This window comes from Pseudoalteromonas sp. BMB, assembly GCF_001709235.1.
Taxonomy (GTDB): Bacteria; Pseudomonadota; Gammaproteobacteria; order Enterobacterales; family Alteromonadaceae; genus Pseudoalteromonas; species Pseudoalteromonas maricaloris.
Window position 1 is genome coordinate 57197 of the sequence record NZ_MBQA01000067.1, and the last position, 18076, is coordinate 75272.

An 18076-nucleotide genomic window follows, 5' to 3' on the forward strand; every position below is an offset into this window, starting at 1 on the left:
GCTAAAAAACGGATAATACAGCGCTGACCGCCGAGTTAAAAATACGTTTGAAGCCAGTAGTCTGAGTTGTAACCACTTCAGATACTGGCTCGCTTACGATAATTCGTTCATTCAAAATGATATCAAACTCAGCCGCATTCTTTAGGTAATCGTGGAGTCCCACTAGATTCAATTGCATAAAGTAAGGACCTGCATCAAGCGATTGCTTTACTTTGATTTCTACAATCTTAGTGAGATAAGACTCCGGATCAACCACCAAAGAGACCTCGCACTTCGCATTTCGCTCACCGTGCTTTGTTAGTACAACGTTAACTCGGTCATCAATACGCGCATCCATTGGCAACTCTATCACCAAAGAAAGTCCTTGCTCACCTGGTTGCAGACTAAGTTTCTCATAGGGTTGAACAGCACGGTACTGTCCCCTCATAGAACTTGTGATCTGTGCTGCATTAAAACTAAAAATACCAGGTTTGCTACTCATTACTTTCTTTCGTTATTTACAAGACAATGTTAATTATCTCAAAGCTAGATTACAGAATTATGACTTACCAACCAAAGGCTAAAAAAGTCAAAGCTCGGCAATACCGAGCTTTAAATGCATTCTTTGTTCGTTTTATTTATCGTACTGCGAGCATAATGAGTCCCGGAAATACAAAGAACGAACCTAATACGTAAGCCAAAGCTGCTGGTTTATTCTGCGCACCAATCTCAGCTAACTTCTCAGCTAGCCGAAGCGGGATTTCTCTCAGCAGTGGTAACCCGTAAATAAGTGCCACCGCAAAAACGTTAAACATAACATGTACAAGTGCAATCGTTAATGCGACTTCTGCAGCAGGACCTGTAATAGATGTTGCAGCTAATAAAGCGGTAATTGTAGTGCCTATATTTGCACCTAAAGTGAACGGATATATCTGGCGAGTGGTAAATACGCCGCTGCCAGCAAGTGGGATCATCAAGCTTGTTGTTGTCGAAGACGATTGTACCATTACCGTAACTAAAGCGCCTGAGCTTATACCTACAACAGGGCCTCTGCCTATCGCACTATGTAATAATTCTTTCGCTTTACCTACCAACGCCTTTTTGAGTAATTTACCTAAGTAAGTCACAGCGAACAGGATCATCATGATACCAATAACAACCATGGCAATACCTGCTGCTGTAGAATCTAAGAAGCTAACACCATCTTTTACCACGCTAACCGCTGGTTTCACTAGTGGTTTGATAAAGTTGTAACTTTTTAACGATAAGTCAGCATCACCAACAAATACATGGGCTAGTCCTGACGCAAGTTTCTCTAACATGCCAAACATGATTTCCAAAGGAAGGAAAATAGCAACGGCTAATAAATTAAAGAAGTCATGTACGGTGGATGCGGCAAACGCTCTTCTAAACTCTTCTTTACTACGAATGTGGCCGATAGAAACGAGTGTGTTGGTAATAGTCGTACCAATATTTGCGCCCATCACCATAGGAATTGCGATACTAATAGGTAATCCACCAGCAACGAGACCAACAATAACGGAAGTCACCGTTGAAGAGGACTGCACCAATGCAGTTGCTAAAGCCCCTAAGAGTAGGGCGACGATTGGATTGGTTGCAAATGCGAAGATTTCCTTCGCGCCTTCACTTCCACCTGAGGCCAATTTAAAACCGCCACTCACAGTGCCAACTGCGACTAAGACTAAGTAAACAAGTAATACGATTGACAGCCAGTTAAAAAGTTTAGCTGATGCTGAAGTCTGAGATTGATTAACCATAGTTTCGCTCTTAGAGTAAGTAATGTTCATTCATTACACTTTTATTTCAGCCGCGCATTTAACCACCCAATTGTTACAGTTATATTTCAGTTTTATGTAACCCGACACGTATGCTCATTTTCTCATCTCATTTTTTAAAGCAATGGTAACTAATAGTAGTAATATGCTGTTTTTACTGATTATTAGTTATGTGATGCATTTACATTTGTTTACTTCTCCAAATTTGATCCACATTTGCTTCACTATTTAAAAGTAGGATTTAACTATAATTATTGTGCCTTATATCACTATGTTAAGACTTTTCTCGTTAATTTTTATGCTTTTTTCTATGCAGGCTGGTGCAGTTGACTTTACGCCTAGTGCCGAGCATAGAGTAAGTGAACCATTAACAATCCATTTTGGAGAAGTCGATGCTGCGCAATTATCTTCAACGCTCGGCATAAATGAGCGCGAAAGCCAATCTATTGCAGAGATACTTTCAAGCCAAGCACCTGAGCTAAAGAATGAGTCTTATCAGTGGGCGTTGATCACCCCAAATATGCTTATATCCGAGGGCAAAAATTACATCGCATTTGGTTTTGCTAGATTGCCTTGGTTAAGTGTTGCTTTGGTTAACAACGGCGAGGTCTCATTTTTAACGCAGCACACCCTGAATACCGCGTTTAATATTAGGGAAGTAGAAGCACCGCAATTATATCTACCAATATCAAAAGAACACTTAGGAGGGGCAAGTCTTATTGTCCGCTATCAGACTTTTGCGAATGCCCCCGCTGACCTTAGGTTAATAAATGATAATGAGCTAAACAGTAATGTTCTTACCAGTACGGTTACCAATGCTGCACTTAGCGGGATCATAGCAGCCGTGTTTGTTATTGTATTGGTTAACTTCTACTTTAATGCCAACGCGACCAACGCTTATTATTGTATTTGGACGCTATTGTTTTTGCTTATTGTGTTGGATATGTCAGGGCTCACATTTCAATATTTTTGGCCTTCACAAGGCAAATTTGCCACCTTATTTTCAGCTTGTTTGATGACTTTTGTACCAGTGTTTCATCTTCTTTTCATCAAACAATTTCTGCAATTAAAGCATAGAAATAAATCCTTACACCTTTTATATAATGGATTTTTAGCGGCTTACCTACTGCTTATCCCAGTAGCAATCTATTCAAAATCGGTTCACTACAACTTAGTATTAAGCTTGAGTATCATCCCGCTATTTCTTTATACCAGCTATTGGTCTTTGAAACAGAGTGCTCCTGGTTCTGTCACTTTTTCCCTCAGCCTGCTAAATCATGTCATCTTTGTAAATTTCATTGCTATCGGTGGGACAATGTATGCGGGTTTTATCAATGTTTATCATATATCAAGCGCGATTAAATTTGGCTACTTAATAGAGGTCATGTTATTTACGCTGGCACTTGCGCAACAAAATAAGTCAGCCCAAAATAATCTGCTATCAACGCTACAAACTCAGGTGAATGCACTCTCGAATACAGTACAAACAGAAAAGCAGTTCAACCGTCAAAATCAGCAGGCGTTAGAAAAGAAAGAACAACGTTTATTTACCGATCTCTCTCATGAGCTGCGTACCCCCCTTACGGTGATGAAGGTACAAGTTGAATCTCTACAATACAATATTGTAGAGAATGTTCAGGAAAGCTACGGCAAGCTCATGGATAAAATTGACGAGCTAAACCACTTTATTAATCAATTGATGCTGGTCACTGACAATGAAAAGTTAGCAACTATGCTTAATCTAAGAGACTTCACGATCTGCAAATTGGTAAATCAAGTACATACTCAGGCTGCGGGCTTATTTAAGGATAATAAGGAGCAATTAGAGGTTAACTATCAAATATCTGGTACAGAAAAGATAACCATCGACCTAGACGCGATCACTAACTGCGTTCTCGAGATCTTAGGTAATGCGATTAAGCATGGTGGAGATAAGGTCCAAGTAAAGATGAGTTTCTTTAGTGTCGACAGCAATCTAATCATTCGCATTGAAGACTCAGGCACTCCGCTATCCTATGAGGCGCACCAACAGCTATTTGACCCGCTTTACAAATCACAATCTGCAAGGACCAATTCGGGAAAATCCAAGGGGATGGGCCTTGCGATGTGCAAAAAAGTGGTAGAAGCTCACAGTGGACAAATTGAATCCTTTAATAGTCTATTAGGCGGATTGAACATGGAGATCAAGCTTCCGTTAACTAAAGTGCCTGCTTTTAGCTGATATACAACAGTATGTTTTCGCGCTCACGTTTTATTATTTCGTCGCGGTATTAGCTTAAGCCAAAATGCAATTTCAAGTGCCACACCCAATATCACAAAAATGAACATCCCTGTATGGCTGCTATAGCTATAAGCCGCTATTGCGCCAATGACGAGAGCCAATAAAATAGCGATTCTGTAAAGTGTCTTCATTTTATATCTTTTTCTATGATGGCTTAGCTAAATACACTAATTCATTTACAGGCGAATTCCAACTTTACAACTCTCCTGAAATTGCCACTTGGTTACGACCATTACGCTTGGCAAAATAAAGCGCCGGATCTGCTGAGGCGAGCAATTCTTTCCCGTTGTAAGGTGGCTTAGTCTGAGTATGTAATCCTGCACTTAATGTCATCTCGATACAATAGCTTTCGCCTATCAATGGGTTAGCCTCATATGTCATTCTGATCTTCTCTGCAAGGTCAAAAGCCTGCGAGCCCAAACATCAAAGATTATGAAATAAAAATAGTACTTTAATCATAGTCAGCCATAAATAGTTCGCCAATTTTGAATTACGTTCAACTATCCTATAGAATGCGCCGCTTGTTTGATGTGATCGATTCCAACGTCACAAATCAAATATGATGCAAAAAAGCGTAATGAAGGGGCAAAGTAATGAGCTTTTGGCAAGAAAAAACACTCGAAGAAATGACCAGAGATGAGTGGGAAGCGATTTGTGATGGCTGTGGTAAATGCTGTTTACACTCTTTTATCGACAGCGATGAGGAAGACGAATCATTCGAAAGCACCGACTTTTTACGCGAAGGTGAAGAGTTACTCTACACCGATGTTGTTTGCCAATATAACGATAAAAATAGCTGTGGTTGTAGCCGCTACAGCGAAAGGCAAGTTCTAGTACCGTCTTGCGTACAGCTAACCAAAGAAAACCTCAAAGATATCTTTTTTATGCCAAACAGTTGTAGTTATCGACGACTTCATGAGGGCAGGGGACTGGCAAGCTGGCATCCTCTTAGAAATAATGGTTCCAAACAGGCCATGATAGATGCAGGGATCAGTATTTTTGGTAAGGCAATCTCTGAGCTGGAGGTAGATTTAGAGTCTGATTTTGAAGCGCATATTGTTGAGTGGCCCCACAAAGACTGCGACTAAAGAAACAAGTCCTAGGATAAATGCTTTGCGGTAGAGTATGCATCTATCCTAGAAAAAGGCTACTAATCGCCAATATCAGCTTTAGACGGCAAAGCGGCAAATGCACCGTAGCGTTGAACGGCGAACGCACCACATTTCGCAGCATACGCGACTAATTCTTTTGTCTCATCCAGTGAGATGACAAACTCAGTATCTCGGGTAGGTTTAAACTTTCGAATGATCTCAGTAAGCAACCCCCCGACAAACGCATCTCCCGCAGCCGTGGTATCCACTGCAACAACATTTGGCGCAGCGACTTTTGCACTATCATTTGGTAGATAAATCTCTACGGGGTTTGCACCGTCGGTTATTAATAATAATTGAGTTTGCTTATCTATGATTGCGGCTATGGTTTGCGCTTGTGTTTTACCCGCATGACTATTCGCGTTCAGGTATTCCAATTCTTCGCGTGAGAGCTTAACGACATCACTTAGCGCGATACAATGCCAAATTCTATCAAGAATATGCACAGTCGAACTCCATAGGTTCAACCTGAGGTTCATATCAAAACTAACAAGCATGTTGTTTGCTCGTGCGCGCTCAAGCGCATAAACCGTGGTTTTATAGATATTCTCTTCAGTAAGACTGTTACTGCATATATGTAATACAGAATGCTCTGTAAACATATCCTCAGAAAAATGTATTTGCCTGAACAACAAATCCGCCGCTGGTGGCCGATAAAAACTAAAGCTTCTTTCACCTTGTTTATCTAAAGAGACAAATGCCAATGCCGTTTTGGCTTTATCTGTATACTCAAGGTAACGAGTATTTACGCCATTAGCCTGTAACTCCTCAGCTAAAAACTGGCCGAACATATCTTTGCCTAACATGCCGCAAAAATACGCATCAACGCCTTGCTTTGCCGCAGCTACTGCCACATTTGCAGGCGCGCCGCCTGCATATTTAGTAAAAGATTCTGGTGTTTTGCCATCCGATAAAAAATCAATCAACGCCTCACCAAAACAAACAAGTGCCATGTTATTCGCCTTTTAACTTCATTGAACGCAGGACTTCGTAACACGCGCCCATAGTGTGATAATCGGTCTTGCCAGCCGGGCTTTTTTCATCACTGTATTTTTCATTTTTATTATCCAAAATACGATACCAAGCACCGTATTTATGGTCGACGAAGTTATCCCAAGCATATTGCCAAATTCTGTCGTACCACTGCCAATATTTTTCATCACCGGTTTCAAGTGCTAGTAGTGCAGCCGCAGCGAATGACTCAGCTTGAACCCAAAAGTACTTGTCATCATCACAAATCGACTTATCCGGTGCAAAGCCGTAGCAAATCCCCCCAAATTCACTATCCCAAGCTGCTTTTAATGACTCATCAAACAAGTGCTCGGCTTTTTCCACAAGCCATGACTTTGGCATGTAGCGGTTAATCAACAATAATAATTTTGACCACTCAGTTTGATGACCGGGCTGAAATCCCCAAGGTCTGAATAAGTGTTTGGGATCGTCTTTGTTATACTCGAGGTCGATTTGCCATAGACTATCATAGTGCTCCCAAATCAGCCCTTCTGCCTTAGCCGCTTGACGATTTACCATATTGTCGGCAAGCAAATATGCACGCTGTAAAAACTTTTCATCCTGCGTTGCTTCAAAGCAAGCAATTAGCGCTTCGCAGGTATGCATATTGGCATTTTGACCACGGTACTTATCTGCCTGATTAAAGTCTACATCGAATTCATCTTTATAGAGCCCAAACTCAGGCTCAAAGTACTTATCTTCTAACAGCTGCCATACTCGCTCGATTGCAGACTTGCTTCCCGACAAACCAACCTTAAGCGCGCAGGCATGAGCCAATAAAACAAAGGCGAGGCCATAACAATGGTTAGTGCCATCGATAACATTTTCGCCTTCAAGCAGCCACGCATAGCCGCCACTTTCTTGTCTATGGACGGTTTCTAAATAATCGATACCATGCTTAACCTTATCTAAATCAGCTGGCTCTTTAAAATAGTCATAAGCCATAGCATAGTTAAAGACAAAGCGGGTGCTTGATACTAAGTGACGCGTTTTCGCATCATAAATCTCGCCATTATCCTTGAAGAAGTGATTAAAGCCACCACGTTCATCCACGCAATTTGGTGCGTAAAAGCTGAGCGTCTTTTTTATGTGTGCTTCTAAAAATTGCGTTGTTCTAAAATTCATCTAACTTTTAACCTACTGCTGAACATTTCCGTTACTTTAGCAGATAAAACATGGAACGATCCAACAAAACATTTGTGATTTTCATGTAACAGTGTGTAGAATCTAGGTGAAAACAGATTGGAGTATCACTTGTGAGCGAAATAAATACAAATCAAACCTTCGTCACAAGCGGGAATACCGAGAATAATAATTATCGACTTCCGCTTATTGCAATGACAACGCTTTTTTTCCTTTGGGGATTTATCACCGTTTTAAATGATGTCCTCATCCCACGTCTAAAAGGCGTATTTGACCTTAACTACACAGAAGCAATGCTGATCCAGTTTTGCTTTTTTAGTGCCTACTTTATTATTTCTTTACCTGCTGGGTATTTAGTTAAACGCTTTGGCTATAAAAATGGCGTACTAACGGGCTTAATCGTGGCATCCATTGGCTGCATCATGTTTTATCCTGCCGTTGTTGTTCACGAATATTGGATTTTTCTCTCAGCCCTTTTTGTGCTTGCATCTGGTATCACTGTTTTGCAAGTATCAGCGAATCCTTATGTAGCAGCACTCGGACATCCTCGCACTGCATCAAGTCGCTTAAACCTCGCACAAGCGCTTAATTCACTGGGTACCACAATTGGTCCTATCGTGGGTGGCTTTTTATTGTTTGGTTCAGCCGGTACGCTAACCGTTGAAGCTGCGGCAAGCGCAGAGGGGGTAAAGGTACCTTATCTTATTTTGGCAGCTGCGCTACTAACAATCGCCGTTGTATTCGCGTTTTTAAAGTTACCCGTTATTGCTGAGCATACTGAAGCGGTAGATTGTAAAGCGAAACACCATAACCTGATTGAAGCGCCACACTTAGTAATGGGTGTAGTAGCTATTTTCTGCTATGTCGGTGCAGAGGTTGCGATTGGGAGTTTCCTTGTAAATTACTTTGCAGAACCTGAAATCGCAGGACTTGAAGAGCACGCGGCAGCAAAACTTATCGGTTACTACTGGGGTGGTGCTATGGTAGGGCGCTTTATCGGCTCTGCTGCCTTAAAGACTATTGCACCTTCAAAAGCGGTGGCTTTTAACGCTGTCGTTATTATTTTATTACTGGCATTGACCATGAGCACCAGTGGCAACATTGCGATGATTGCCGTGCTCGCAATTGGCTTGTTTAACTCCATCATGTTCCCGACAATCTTCTCAATGGCAATTGAAGGCTTGAGTTCACTAACCAGTAAAGGTTCTGGCTGGCTGTGTTTAGCCATTGTCGGTGGCGCTATTGTGCCGCTTATTCAAGGTGTGGTTGCGGATAAATTCCATATTCAGGTCAGCTTTATTGTGCCATTGCTTTGTTATGTCTACATCGCATGGTACGGATTAAACGTGGTTAAGCTGTCGCAAAAGTGGCAAGCAAAACTGAATTAAGTTAACGAAAGTTTACAAGGCGAGCATAGCTCGCCTTTTTTATTGCATAATTTTTTCGTCGCAGAGTATTGAATACGTATTCATAAAGGGTATTATAAAATAAAATTGGAACGCTCCAATTCAAAACAAAAACTAGGAGAGAGTAATGCGAGCTAAAACTTGGGCGTTGGCAATCACACAAAGTGTGTTGTTAAGCGCAACAGTTCACGCCACTGAATCAAATACACAGTGGGTCGATACCTTCATTGGTACTGGCGGTGATGGCCACACCTTCCCAGGCGCTGTCGTCCCATTTGGTATGGTGCAATTAAGCCCAGATACAGATAACCCTATGCGCGGTGTTTCCCCTCAACCAGAAATCTACAAGCGCTGCGCCGGTTACCACTATGACGACCATACTATTGTTGGTTTCTCCCACACGCATTTCTCTGGCACTGGTCACTCAGATCTTGGCGACTTGCTGATCATGCCAATGACAGGCGAAGTAAAACTCGATGCTGGTACCGCTGAAAATCCAGACATAGGGTATCGCTCACGCTTTTCTCATGACCAAGAATGGTCTGAGCCTGGCTATTATGGCGTTGACTTACTCGACTATGGTGTGAAAGCCGAAGTCACCACAACCACACGAGTGGGTATGCATAAATACAGCTTCAATAAAGCAAAACAAGGCCATGTATTGCTTGATTTGACCTCAGCAATCTATAACTTTGAAAACAAAGTGATTTGGAGCGACATCCGCAAAATAAACGACACCACATTGGTTGCTTACCGTGCAACTAATGGCTGGGCGCGTAACCGCCAAATGTATTTTGCCATTGAGTTTTCAAAACCTATCACTGACTATCAGTTTTATAATCTAGACAACAACCGTTATCGTTGTATGAATTGCTTAGGAAAAGACAGCAAACACTCTACGATTGAGAATACCGCAGTAAAAATGACAGCAGGTAAAGCCGTTAAGTTTGTTGCAAGCTTTGATGATCTAGACGAAACGCCGCTGTTAGTGAAGGTCGGACTTTCTGCAGTTAGCCGCAAAAATGCATTAGAGAATCTTAAAACTGAAGTGCCAAATTGGGATTTTGATACCGTTCGCGCTAATGCCAAATCTCAGTGGGCGAATTATTTAGATAAAGTCGACGTGGAAGGCACCAAAGCGCAAAAACGTCAGTTCTACACTGCGCTTTACCATGCGCTACAAGCGCCTAATATCTACCAAGATGTCAATGGACAGTATCGAGGCGTTGACGGTGAAATTCATGACGGCAAAGGTTTTGAGCACTATACCTTATTCTCGTTGTGGGATACCTATCGTGCATTACATCCATTACTCACTTATATCGACCCAGACCGCGTATCCGGCATGATCCAATCAATGCTTGTACATTATCAGCAAAGCTATGAAAAAATGTTACCTATTTGGTCGTTCCATGCCCACGAGACATGGACCATGATTGGTTATCATGCGGTTTCAGTCATTGCTGATGCATATCTAAAGGGGATCAGAGATTACGATATTGATTTAGCAGTAGAAGCCATTGAAAACACAGCTAACAACCCAGTGTACGATGCCATCCCTGAATACAAGAAATTTGGCTATGTACCAATGGACGTACTTCCTGAGTCTATTTCTATCACACTTGAATATGCTTACGATGATTTTGCCATTGCAAGAATGTACGAAGCGATGGGCAATACCAGCAAAGCAAAAGACTATTATCGCCGCGCAATGAGCTATAAAAATGTGTTCAATAAAGAAACCGGTTACATGCAAGGGTTAGATTCAAAAGGAAACTGGGATCCCGAATTTGACCCGTTTGAAGCAAAATACATGGGCCCATACACCGAAGGTAACGCTAAGCAATATAGCTTCTATGTACCGCATGATGTAGCTGGCCTGATTGAATTAATGGGTGGTGACGATGCATTTGAAGCACGTCTAGATGCACTGTTTGATACCCACCTTTCTGAAGAGATGATCAAAGAGCACGAAGATATTGCAGGTCTGATTGGTAACTATGCCCATGGTAATGAACCAAGCCATCATATTGCCTATTTATATAACTACGCGGGTAAACCGTGGAGAACCCAAGAGCGTATTCGTCAGATCATGGATACCTTAAGCTCAGACAAACCGGATGGCCTTGCAGGTAATGACGATGTAGGTCAGATGTCTGCTTGGTATATATTCTCAGCGATGGGCTTTTATCCCGTAGCGCCAGGCGACCTAAGCTACGCGATTGGTGCGCCTCAGGTGCCTGAAGTTACGTTGAAACTTGCAAACGGAAAAGCATTTAGAACCGTTGCGAAAGGTTTCAGTAACGAGAATAAATACATAAAATCCATTAAATTAAATGGCAAACCGCTTAATCGCAGCTACATCACACATAACGACATTATGAAAGGCGGTACATTGGAGTATCAAATGTCCAGCAAGCCTAATAAAGCATGGGGTCAATCCAAAACGCAAAGACCGCCTTCATTGTCGGAGTATAAATAATGGTTAAAGCAGGAATATTTCTTGCGGCTATGACCACATTTGCAAGTGCGCCGTTCGCACTTGCAAATGACATCGATAATGCCGCAGCGCAATTAAAACCGATCGCGTTTCAATCAGACTTAGCATGGCGTCAATTTCCCCTGCCAGCCGTCTCGCTCAGTAAAACAACTAAAATTAACCATTTCGCATGGCAAGAAATTGATAACAAAGTAATAGAGCAGATAAGTTATAACGTGGCTAGATTACTGTATAAAGATATGAGAATGGCGCCTAAACTACCTACACTCCATATCGTCTTTGAAGACCTAAAAGGGGTTGCATATAAAGAGGGCGATTTTAACGGCGCAACAATCCATATCAGCGCAAACTACATGGAAAACTTTTCTAAATCGCACAGCGAAACAGAATCAGTCGACGAACTTATCGGTATTCTCTATCATGAAATTGCCCATGCTTATCAACTAGATGATCATAATTACAAGGAAATAGGGCCAATCATTGAGGGAATAGCGGATGTTGTTAGACTAAAAGCTGGATATATTCCTGATGACATCCAAAATCCTGGTGGCAATTATAAAGATGGCTATAAAAATACTGCATTCTTTATCGATTGGTTATCGAAGCAAAGTAATCGAGACCTACTTCAGGAGATCAATGCTCAGTTGGACCCACATGACGACATAAAGTGGGACTGGCAATACTTCGAGCAGTCAGCAGGTGTTAAATTAGATACTGCTTGGCGACGTTATCAAGCGTCGTTACTTTAACACAAGGTGAGCGTAGTCTCACCTTTATTTAACATTCACTCTAAACCTCTCTTATTTCCTGCCGATAATCAAAGACAAACCTTTGAGTTTTTGATAAAAATAGTTACAAAGGAATCCAATTCCTAAATCTATTAATAACAATCGGCCAACGAGTTTTTTGTTTGGCTGAAGAAAAGAACAAGTTCAACAGGATCATGATGTTTAAAGCGCTAAAGTTCACCACCAAAGTAACCGTAGCAGCCTCCCTTGTGTTAGTGATTGTGCTCGGCTTATTTACCGTAAACAACTTTCTCGTTATGCGAGAGCAAACTCAAGCTAGGCTTACCTTGGTTTTACAAGAGATTTCCAGCTCGGTTTCACAAAATATCGCCAATTGGCTAAATGACAGACTTGAAATCGTGGTCTCGATTGCTGATGGACATAGAGCTGATGACTCCACTGAACAGATAAGAAGACGGTTAAAAACCGCAGACACTGCGGGGGATTTCAAAAACGTTTTCATTGGCACGCCAGATGGTACATTTGTGTTGGACGATCCAAGTATCCAACTTCCTGCTGATTTTGATGCGACTAGCCGCCCTTGGTACAAGCTCGCGGAGCAAAAACAAGATACAGCATTTACCGCACCTTATATCGACGTTACCACCAACGAATTCACTATTTCTGCCGTTGTACCGGTAAAACAAGGAGGCCGATTTGCAGGTGTGGCTGGGGGGGACATAGACATGTCAACCATCACAGAAATTATCAACGAAATTGACTTTTTAGGGTTTGGTTACGGTTTTTTACTTGATGAAAGCGGTAAAATACTCAGTCATCCAGATACTAAACTTAATGACAAGCCGATGTCAGAGCTGTTTGGTAAACGCCTGTCATTAAATCGGGATTTCACGGAGCTTGAAATTGATGGCACAGAAAAGCTCGTTTCATTTGTAAAAATGAAAGGCATTAAAAATGTCGACTGGTATCTTGGCGTTGTCATTAATAAAGAAATTGCCTATTCGTCCGTATCTTCTTTTAGAAATATGGCGGCAATCTATATGCTGCTTGGCGTGATTGCAATTGTGGTGATGCTACAACTATTGCTCAAGTATCTGATGCGCCCGATGTACAATCTCAACGCGGCCATCAAAGACATTGCCCAAGGTGAAGGTGACCTTACTCGTAGATTAGTCGTAGAAAATCAAGATGAATTTGGCGAGTTATCCGATTATTTCAACCAATTTATCGACAAAATTCACGCTTCTATTACGCAGGTAAAAAATACTACAGTAACACTTGAAAACGTCGTGAATAGTTTGGTTGCGCAAACGCAAGATACCTTATCTATGTATACAGATCAGTCCAAGCGCACCGATAGCGTCGCGACAGCCATCAACGAGCTTTCTTCAAGTGCACAAGAGATCTCAAACAATGCAACCCATGCTTCAGAACTTGCCAGTAACGCTAACAAGCTTGCTGTTGAAAGCCAACATTCACTCACTCAAAATATCGAAGAAATCGCTTCACTGACACAAAAAATGTCTCAGGCACAAGACACGCTGGACGGGTTAGATAAACTCTCAGGCAGCATCGGACAAGTGCTTGAAGTGATCAAAGGAGTTAGCGAGCAGACCAATTTACTGGCGTTAAATGCAGCCATTGAAGCGGCTAGGGCAGGTGAGGCCGGACGTGGATTCGCTGTCGTTGCCGATGAAGTAAGGCAATTGGCACAGCGCACGCAAGAGTCAACGCAAGAAATCGAAAGCACTATTGCTCAACTACAACAAGGCTCGGCTTCAGCTGTGGCTGTAATGAAAGCGAGTATAGAAGACTCAGCAAGAAGCGCCGATAGAGCCAATGCTTCTGGTACTAAAATGCAAGAGGTGAGCAATTCGATTGATGCCATAGACGGCGTTAACCATGCAGTTGCCAGCGCCACACACCAGCAAAACACCGTTATCCAAACATTAGATAGCGACATTCATCATATTAGTGACCTCAGCCTGCAAGGCAGTAATAACCTAACCGCAACCCTTGAGGAGTGTAAGTCATTGAAACTACAGTTCGACGAATTAGAACAAATGGTGCTCAAGTTTAGAGTCTAACGCCATTCCAATAATGCTTAAAAGCCGCTTAACAAAAGCGGCTTTTTTGTGATCCTTTTATGACACAAAACACCTGCAACATCTCGTTAACCAACAAAATTCCATTAAAACCAATAAGTTAATTGATTAATGTAATTTCAATGACAGCTGTCATATTTGTGTATTAGTTGCGCAACATGGTTGTCATTTTTCGTAATTAGACTGCACCCAGTTTTTTAGCAACTAGCAATAATTTATAAGGTGTATGCGATGAAGTGCGTTAACCACTTGCTTATAGCAGGTATGCTAGCAACGGCCTCTGCCGGAGCAACAGAATTAAATCAAGCGATGGACAAAAGTGCAGCTATCAATGAATCTGCATTAAAGTCTCAAGGGAAAATCGATGGTATTGCAGACGATATGCAGTCTCGTTTGCAAAAGTTCAAGACGTTGAACAAAGAAATCGACGGCCTATCTGTTTACAACGCTCAATTAGAAAAACAAATCAAAAACCAACTTGAAGAAATGGCGGCAATTAACACCTCTATGGATCAGGTTTCGGTGATCGAGCGTCAAATCACACCTCTCATGATGCGCATGATCACAGGTCTGAAACAGTTCGTTGAATTAGATGTGCCTTTCCTTCCCAAAGAGCGTGCTGAGCGTATTACTCAGTTAACTAACTTGATGGACCGTGCTGATATTTCATCAAGCGAGAAGTTCCGCCGCGTACTTGAAGCTTACCAAGTTGAAGTGGACTACGGACGTACTATCGAAGCTTATACCTCATTACTTGACGTGAATGGACAAGAACGTGAAGTAGACTTCCTACGAATTGGTCGCCTTGAGCTACTTTATGTCACAAAAGATGGCAGCCAAGCTGGTTTTTGGAACAAAGACAGTAACGCTTTTGACACATTACCAGATACCAACATCAGCCAAATCAATAAAGGCATTCGCATCGCACGTAAGCAGTTAGCACCTGACATGTTAACGCTTCCAGTTCAGGCTGCAGAGTAATAGGTGAGACCACTATGAAATTCGTACAAAAATTCACTAAACACGCTATTTTCGCAACAACACTTGCGTTAACCGCATCTGCGCATGCTGAACAAGCATTAGATTTAGATTCACTACTTAAAACCTTAGAGCAAGGGCAAACGGCACAAACAGCGCAAAACAAACAACGTGAAGCCGAGTTCAAAGCGCAGCAAAACAACCAAATCCAAATGTTGAATGCGCTAACGGGTGAACGTAACCAAGCGTTGGCTAAATCAGAGCGTCTAGAAACCAATTTCGAAGAAAACGAAATTAAACTGGCCAACCTAAGTGACACCCTTAGCAAGCGTATGGGTACATTAAAAGAGCTATTCGGTGTGCTTCAACAAGTAGCTGGCGATAGTTCAAATAAGTTCGCAACTTCAGCTGTATCGGCTGAAATTAAAGGTCGTGATGATTATATGACTGAGCTTGCGAAAAAGATGGGCTCAACATCGCGTCTAGCATCAATCGAAGACATTGAAAAAGTCTGGTTTGAGATGCAACGTGAAATGACAGAACAAGGTAAAGTATCGCGCTTTAATACCGAAGTTATCGTAGCCGGTGGTGCCAAGCAAAATAAAGAAGTGCTTCGCGTTGGTGCATTCAACTTAATCGCTGATGGTAAATACCTGACTTACAACAACGATACACAAACACTTTCTGAACTGACTCGTCAGCCAGCGTCTCGTTTCACCTCAACAGCGGGTGAATTACAAAATGCGAAGAAAGGTTCTGTTGATTTTGCCCTTGACCCAACAGGCGGTTCAATTCTCGGTCTACTAGTACAAGCGCCAAATACCGAAGAACAAGTACACCAAGGTGGCGCGGTAGGTTATGTGATCCTAGGTGTTGGTTTACTCGCACTACTTATTGCAATTGAGCGTTTTGTATCACTCATGTTGATGGGTTCTAAAATCAACCGTCAGCTTAAAGATAGTGTTGCCCGTGACGACAACCCGCTAGGTCGTGTGATGAAAGTGAAGGAGCAATACCCAGATGTAGCTTACGATACGCTAGAACTTAAGTTAAGCGAAGCAATCCTTCGTGAGATGCCAAAGATCACTCGTAACCTGACTTTAATCAAAATTATTTCAGTCGTAGCACCTCTACTTGGTCTACTAGGTACAGTGACCGGTATGATCAACACCTTCCAAGCAATTACCTTGTTTGGTACGGGCGACCCTAAACTCATGGCTGGTGGTATATCTCAGGCCCTTGTAACCACCGTACTTGGCCTGGTTGTCGCTATCCCAACCGTATTCCTTTACACACTACTAAACACACGTTCTCGTAACTTGCTCCTTATTCTTCAAGAGCAGAGCGCGGGGATCATTGCAGAGCGTAGCGAGAAAGGAGCGTAATCGTGGTTTTATTGCTTGATGCAATTAACGCTTTACGTGAATTCCTTGATACAGGTGGCCAGGTTCTCCTGGTCATCGGCTTCGTAACCTTCGCCATGTGGCTACTTATTCTCGAGCGCTTCATGTTTGTGTTCGGTAAATACAGAGGCTACAAAAACGAAGTCCTACAAGCCTGGAACTCTCGAAATGAGCGTAACAGTTGGAACGCAGAGCAGATAAGACAAGCTACTATCTCTCGCGTGGGGATCAAACTCAACGCCAACTTACCATATATCAATGTCATGGTGGCACTGTGTCCTTTACTAGGACTCCTAGGTACGGTAACCGGCATGATTGAAGTATTTGATGTAATGGCGATTACCGGGTCAGGCAGTGCACGTTCGATGGCATCTGGGGTATCAAAAGCAACTATCCCAACAATGGCAGGCATGGTTGGCGCGCTTTCGGGTGTATTTGCATCGACCTACCTTCAGCGTAAAGCCAAGCGTGAAGTTGAGTTGTTAGAAGATAAAATGCTACTAGACCATTAATCGGTCGTGTGAGGAAAGAATTATGAGAGCACCACTTGCAAAAGTATTCCAAGAAGAAGAAGCAGAAGAAATCAACATGACGCCAATGCTGGACGTTGTATTTATCATGCTTATCTTCTTTATTGTAACGGCCTCTTTCGTTAAAGAAGCGGGTATTGATGTTAACCGCCCAGAAGCGGCCACCGCAGTGAAAAAGCAAAGAGCCAATATCCTGGTTGCAATTTCAGATACTGGTGAAATTTGGATTAACAAACGCCAAGTAGACATCCGTGCAGTTCAAGCAAACATTGAGCGTCTTAAAGCGGAGAATCCGCAGGGTAGTGTGGTTATTCAAGCTGATAAAAAGGCAACTACTGACACGCTAATTAAAGTAATGGATGCATCACGCGCAGCTGGCGCATTTGATGTTTCGATTGCAGCACAGGAGTCATAGGAACATACCATGCGTTACTTAATTGCTTTAGTAATTGCAGGCATAGTTACCTTTTTCCTTTTCTTGGGTATGCAAGCGCTTATCCAAGGAGGGGAAGGAGCAATGACAGATCCTGTAAAAGGACAAGTACTAGATTTCGTCCGTCTTAAAAAAGAAGAGACGGTGGAGAAAAAAGAGCGTAAGCCACAAAAGCCACCAACACCTAAAGAGCCGCCTCCACCAATGGATGCACCACAGACACAGAACAACAATCTTGACGCAACAGGCGGCAACTTTGATTTCAGTGCCAATGTGGACGCTGACGTAGATTTGGCGGGTGGTTTAGCACTTGAGTCCAGTGATGGTGAATATCTGCCAATCGTTAAAGTTGCACCGGTATATCCAAGACGTGCGTTATCACGCGGAATTGAGGGGTATGTGATTGTTGAGTTCATTGTAACTAAACAAGGCACTGTGAGAAACCCTGTTGTAGTAAGCGCCGAACCGGAATCAATCTTCGACCAAGCAGCGCTTGATGCGGCATTGAAATTTAAATACAAACCTCGCGTAGTAAACGGTGAACCGGTTGAAGTTGCGGGTGTTCAAAATAAGATTTCATTTCAAATTAATGGCTAACCGTCATTAAGGAT

16 protein-coding genes are annotated in these 18076 nt (G+C 42.3%); 11 read left to right on the forward strand and 5 right to left on the reverse strand.

Features of this window, described 5'->3' with window-relative positions; all coding sequences use genetic code 11:
• Nucleotide 1: 1 nt before the first annotated feature.
• Both BB427_RS05265 and BB427_RS05270 read right to left on the reverse strand, forming a co-directional pair.
• Nucleotides 2–481 carry a hypothetical protein gene (locus BB427_RS05265; protein ID WP_069019180.1) on the reverse strand — a complete coding sequence of 160 codons (480 nt, stop codon included), beginning with the start codon at nucleotides 479–481 and terminating at the stop codon, nucleotides 2–4.
• A 136-nt stretch (nucleotides 482–617) separates the two neighbouring features.
• On the reverse strand, nucleotides 618–1757 hold the full coding sequence (locus tag BB427_RS05270) for a Na/Pi symporter (protein WP_069019181.1): 1140 nt from the start codon (nucleotides 1755–1757) through the stop codon (nucleotides 618–620).
• A 316-nt stretch (nucleotides 1758–2073) separates the two neighbouring features.
• Here BB427_RS05270 and BB427_RS05275 point away from each other — a divergent pair, with 316 nt between their 5' ends.
• Nucleotides 2074–3996 (forward strand): sensor histidine kinase, encoded by a 1923-nt coding sequence (locus BB427_RS05275; protein WP_254663585.1) that lies wholly within the window; start codon nucleotides 2074–2076, stop codon nucleotides 3994–3996.
• Between the two features lie 255 nt (nucleotides 3997–4251).
• Here the strand turns inward: BB427_RS05275 and BB427_RS05280 are convergent, their stop codons facing one another.
• On the reverse strand, nucleotides 4252–4437 hold the full coding sequence (locus tag BB427_RS05280) for a diguanylate cyclase (RefSeq protein WP_069019183.1): 186 nt from the start codon (nucleotides 4435–4437) through the stop codon (nucleotides 4252–4254).
• Between the two features lie 212 nt (nucleotides 4438–4649).
• Here BB427_RS05280 and BB427_RS05285 point away from each other — a divergent pair, with 212 nt between their 5' ends.
• Complete coding sequence (locus tag BB427_RS05285) at nucleotides 4650–5144, forward strand: YcgN family cysteine cluster protein (protein WP_069019184.1); 495 nt, start codon at nucleotides 4650–4652, stop codon at nucleotides 5142–5144.
• Nucleotides 5145–5206: 62 nt separating this feature from the next.
• Here BB427_RS05285 and BB427_RS05290 read toward each other — a convergent pair whose 3' ends face one another.
• On the reverse strand, nucleotides 5207–6160 hold the full coding sequence (locus tag BB427_RS05290; protein WP_069019185.1) for a carbohydrate kinase family protein: 954 nt from the start codon (nucleotides 6158–6160) through the stop codon (nucleotides 5207–5209).
• Nucleotide 6161: 1 nt separating this feature from the next.
• The gene (locus BB427_RS05295) at nucleotides 6162–7343 is read right to left on the reverse strand and encodes an AGE family epimerase/isomerase (protein ID WP_069019186.1); all 1182 of its coding nucleotides are present in this window, start codon (nucleotides 7341–7343) and stop codon (nucleotides 6162–6164) included.
• Between the two features lie 131 nt (nucleotides 7344–7474).
• Here BB427_RS05295 and BB427_RS05300 point away from each other — a divergent pair, with 131 nt between their 5' ends.
• The 9 genes from BB427_RS05300 to BB427_RS05340 all read left to right on the forward strand — a co-directional run bounded on the left by BB427_RS05300 (nucleotide 7475) and on the right by BB427_RS05340 (nucleotide 18062).
• Entirely contained in the window at nucleotides 7475–8749 is a 1275-nt protein-coding gene (locus tag BB427_RS05300) for a sugar MFS transporter (protein WP_069019187.1), read from the forward strand.
• A gap of 145 nt (nucleotides 8750–8894) precedes the next feature.
• Complete coding sequence (locus tag BB427_RS05305) at nucleotides 8895–11249, forward strand: GH92 family glycosyl hydrolase (protein ID WP_069019188.1); 2355 nt, start codon at nucleotides 8895–8897, stop codon at nucleotides 11247–11249.
• Nucleotides 11249–12016, forward strand: a complete 768-nt coding sequence (locus tag BB427_RS05310; protein ID WP_039495311.1) for a basic secretory protein-like protein — start codon at nucleotides 11249–11251, stop codon at nucleotides 12014–12016. Before BB427_RS05305 ends, BB427_RS05310 begins: the two co-directional genes overlap by 1 nt.
• Nucleotides 12017–12213: 197 nt before the next feature.
• Nucleotides 12214–14103 carry a methyl-accepting chemotaxis protein gene (locus BB427_RS05315; protein ID WP_069019189.1) on the forward strand — a complete coding sequence of 630 codons (1890 nt, stop codon included), beginning with the start codon at nucleotides 12214–12216 and terminating at the stop codon, nucleotides 14101–14103.
• A gap of 249 nt (nucleotides 14104–14352) precedes the next feature.
• Nucleotides 14353–15102, forward strand: coding sequence for a DUF3450 domain-containing protein (locus BB427_RS05320; protein WP_069019190.1), 750 nt, complete (start codon nucleotides 14353–14355; stop codon nucleotides 15100–15102).
• 14 nt (nucleotides 15103–15116) lie between these two features.
• Nucleotides 15117–16484, forward strand: coding sequence for a MotA/TolQ/ExbB proton channel family protein (locus tag BB427_RS05325; protein WP_069019191.1), 1368 nt, complete (start codon nucleotides 15117–15119; stop codon nucleotides 16482–16484).
• Nucleotides 16485–16486: 2 nt separating this feature from the next.
• Nucleotides 16487–17014 carry a MotA/TolQ/ExbB proton channel family protein gene (locus tag BB427_RS05330; protein ID WP_010378705.1) on the forward strand — a complete coding sequence of 176 codons (528 nt, stop codon included), beginning with the start codon at nucleotides 16487–16489 and terminating at the stop codon, nucleotides 17012–17014.
• A 22-nt stretch (nucleotides 17015–17036) separates the two neighbouring features.
• Complete coding sequence (locus BB427_RS05335) at nucleotides 17037–17447, forward strand: ExbD/TolR family protein (RefSeq protein WP_010378708.1); 411 nt, start codon at nucleotides 17037–17039, stop codon at nucleotides 17445–17447.
• 9 nt (nucleotides 17448–17456) lie between these two features.
• Nucleotides 17457–18062: an energy transducer TonB gene (locus BB427_RS05340; RefSeq protein WP_010378710.1), complete on the forward strand. Its 606-nt coding sequence runs from the start codon at nucleotides 17457–17459 to the stop codon at nucleotides 18060–18062.
• The last annotated feature ends 14 nt before the right edge of the window (nucleotides 18063–18076 follow it).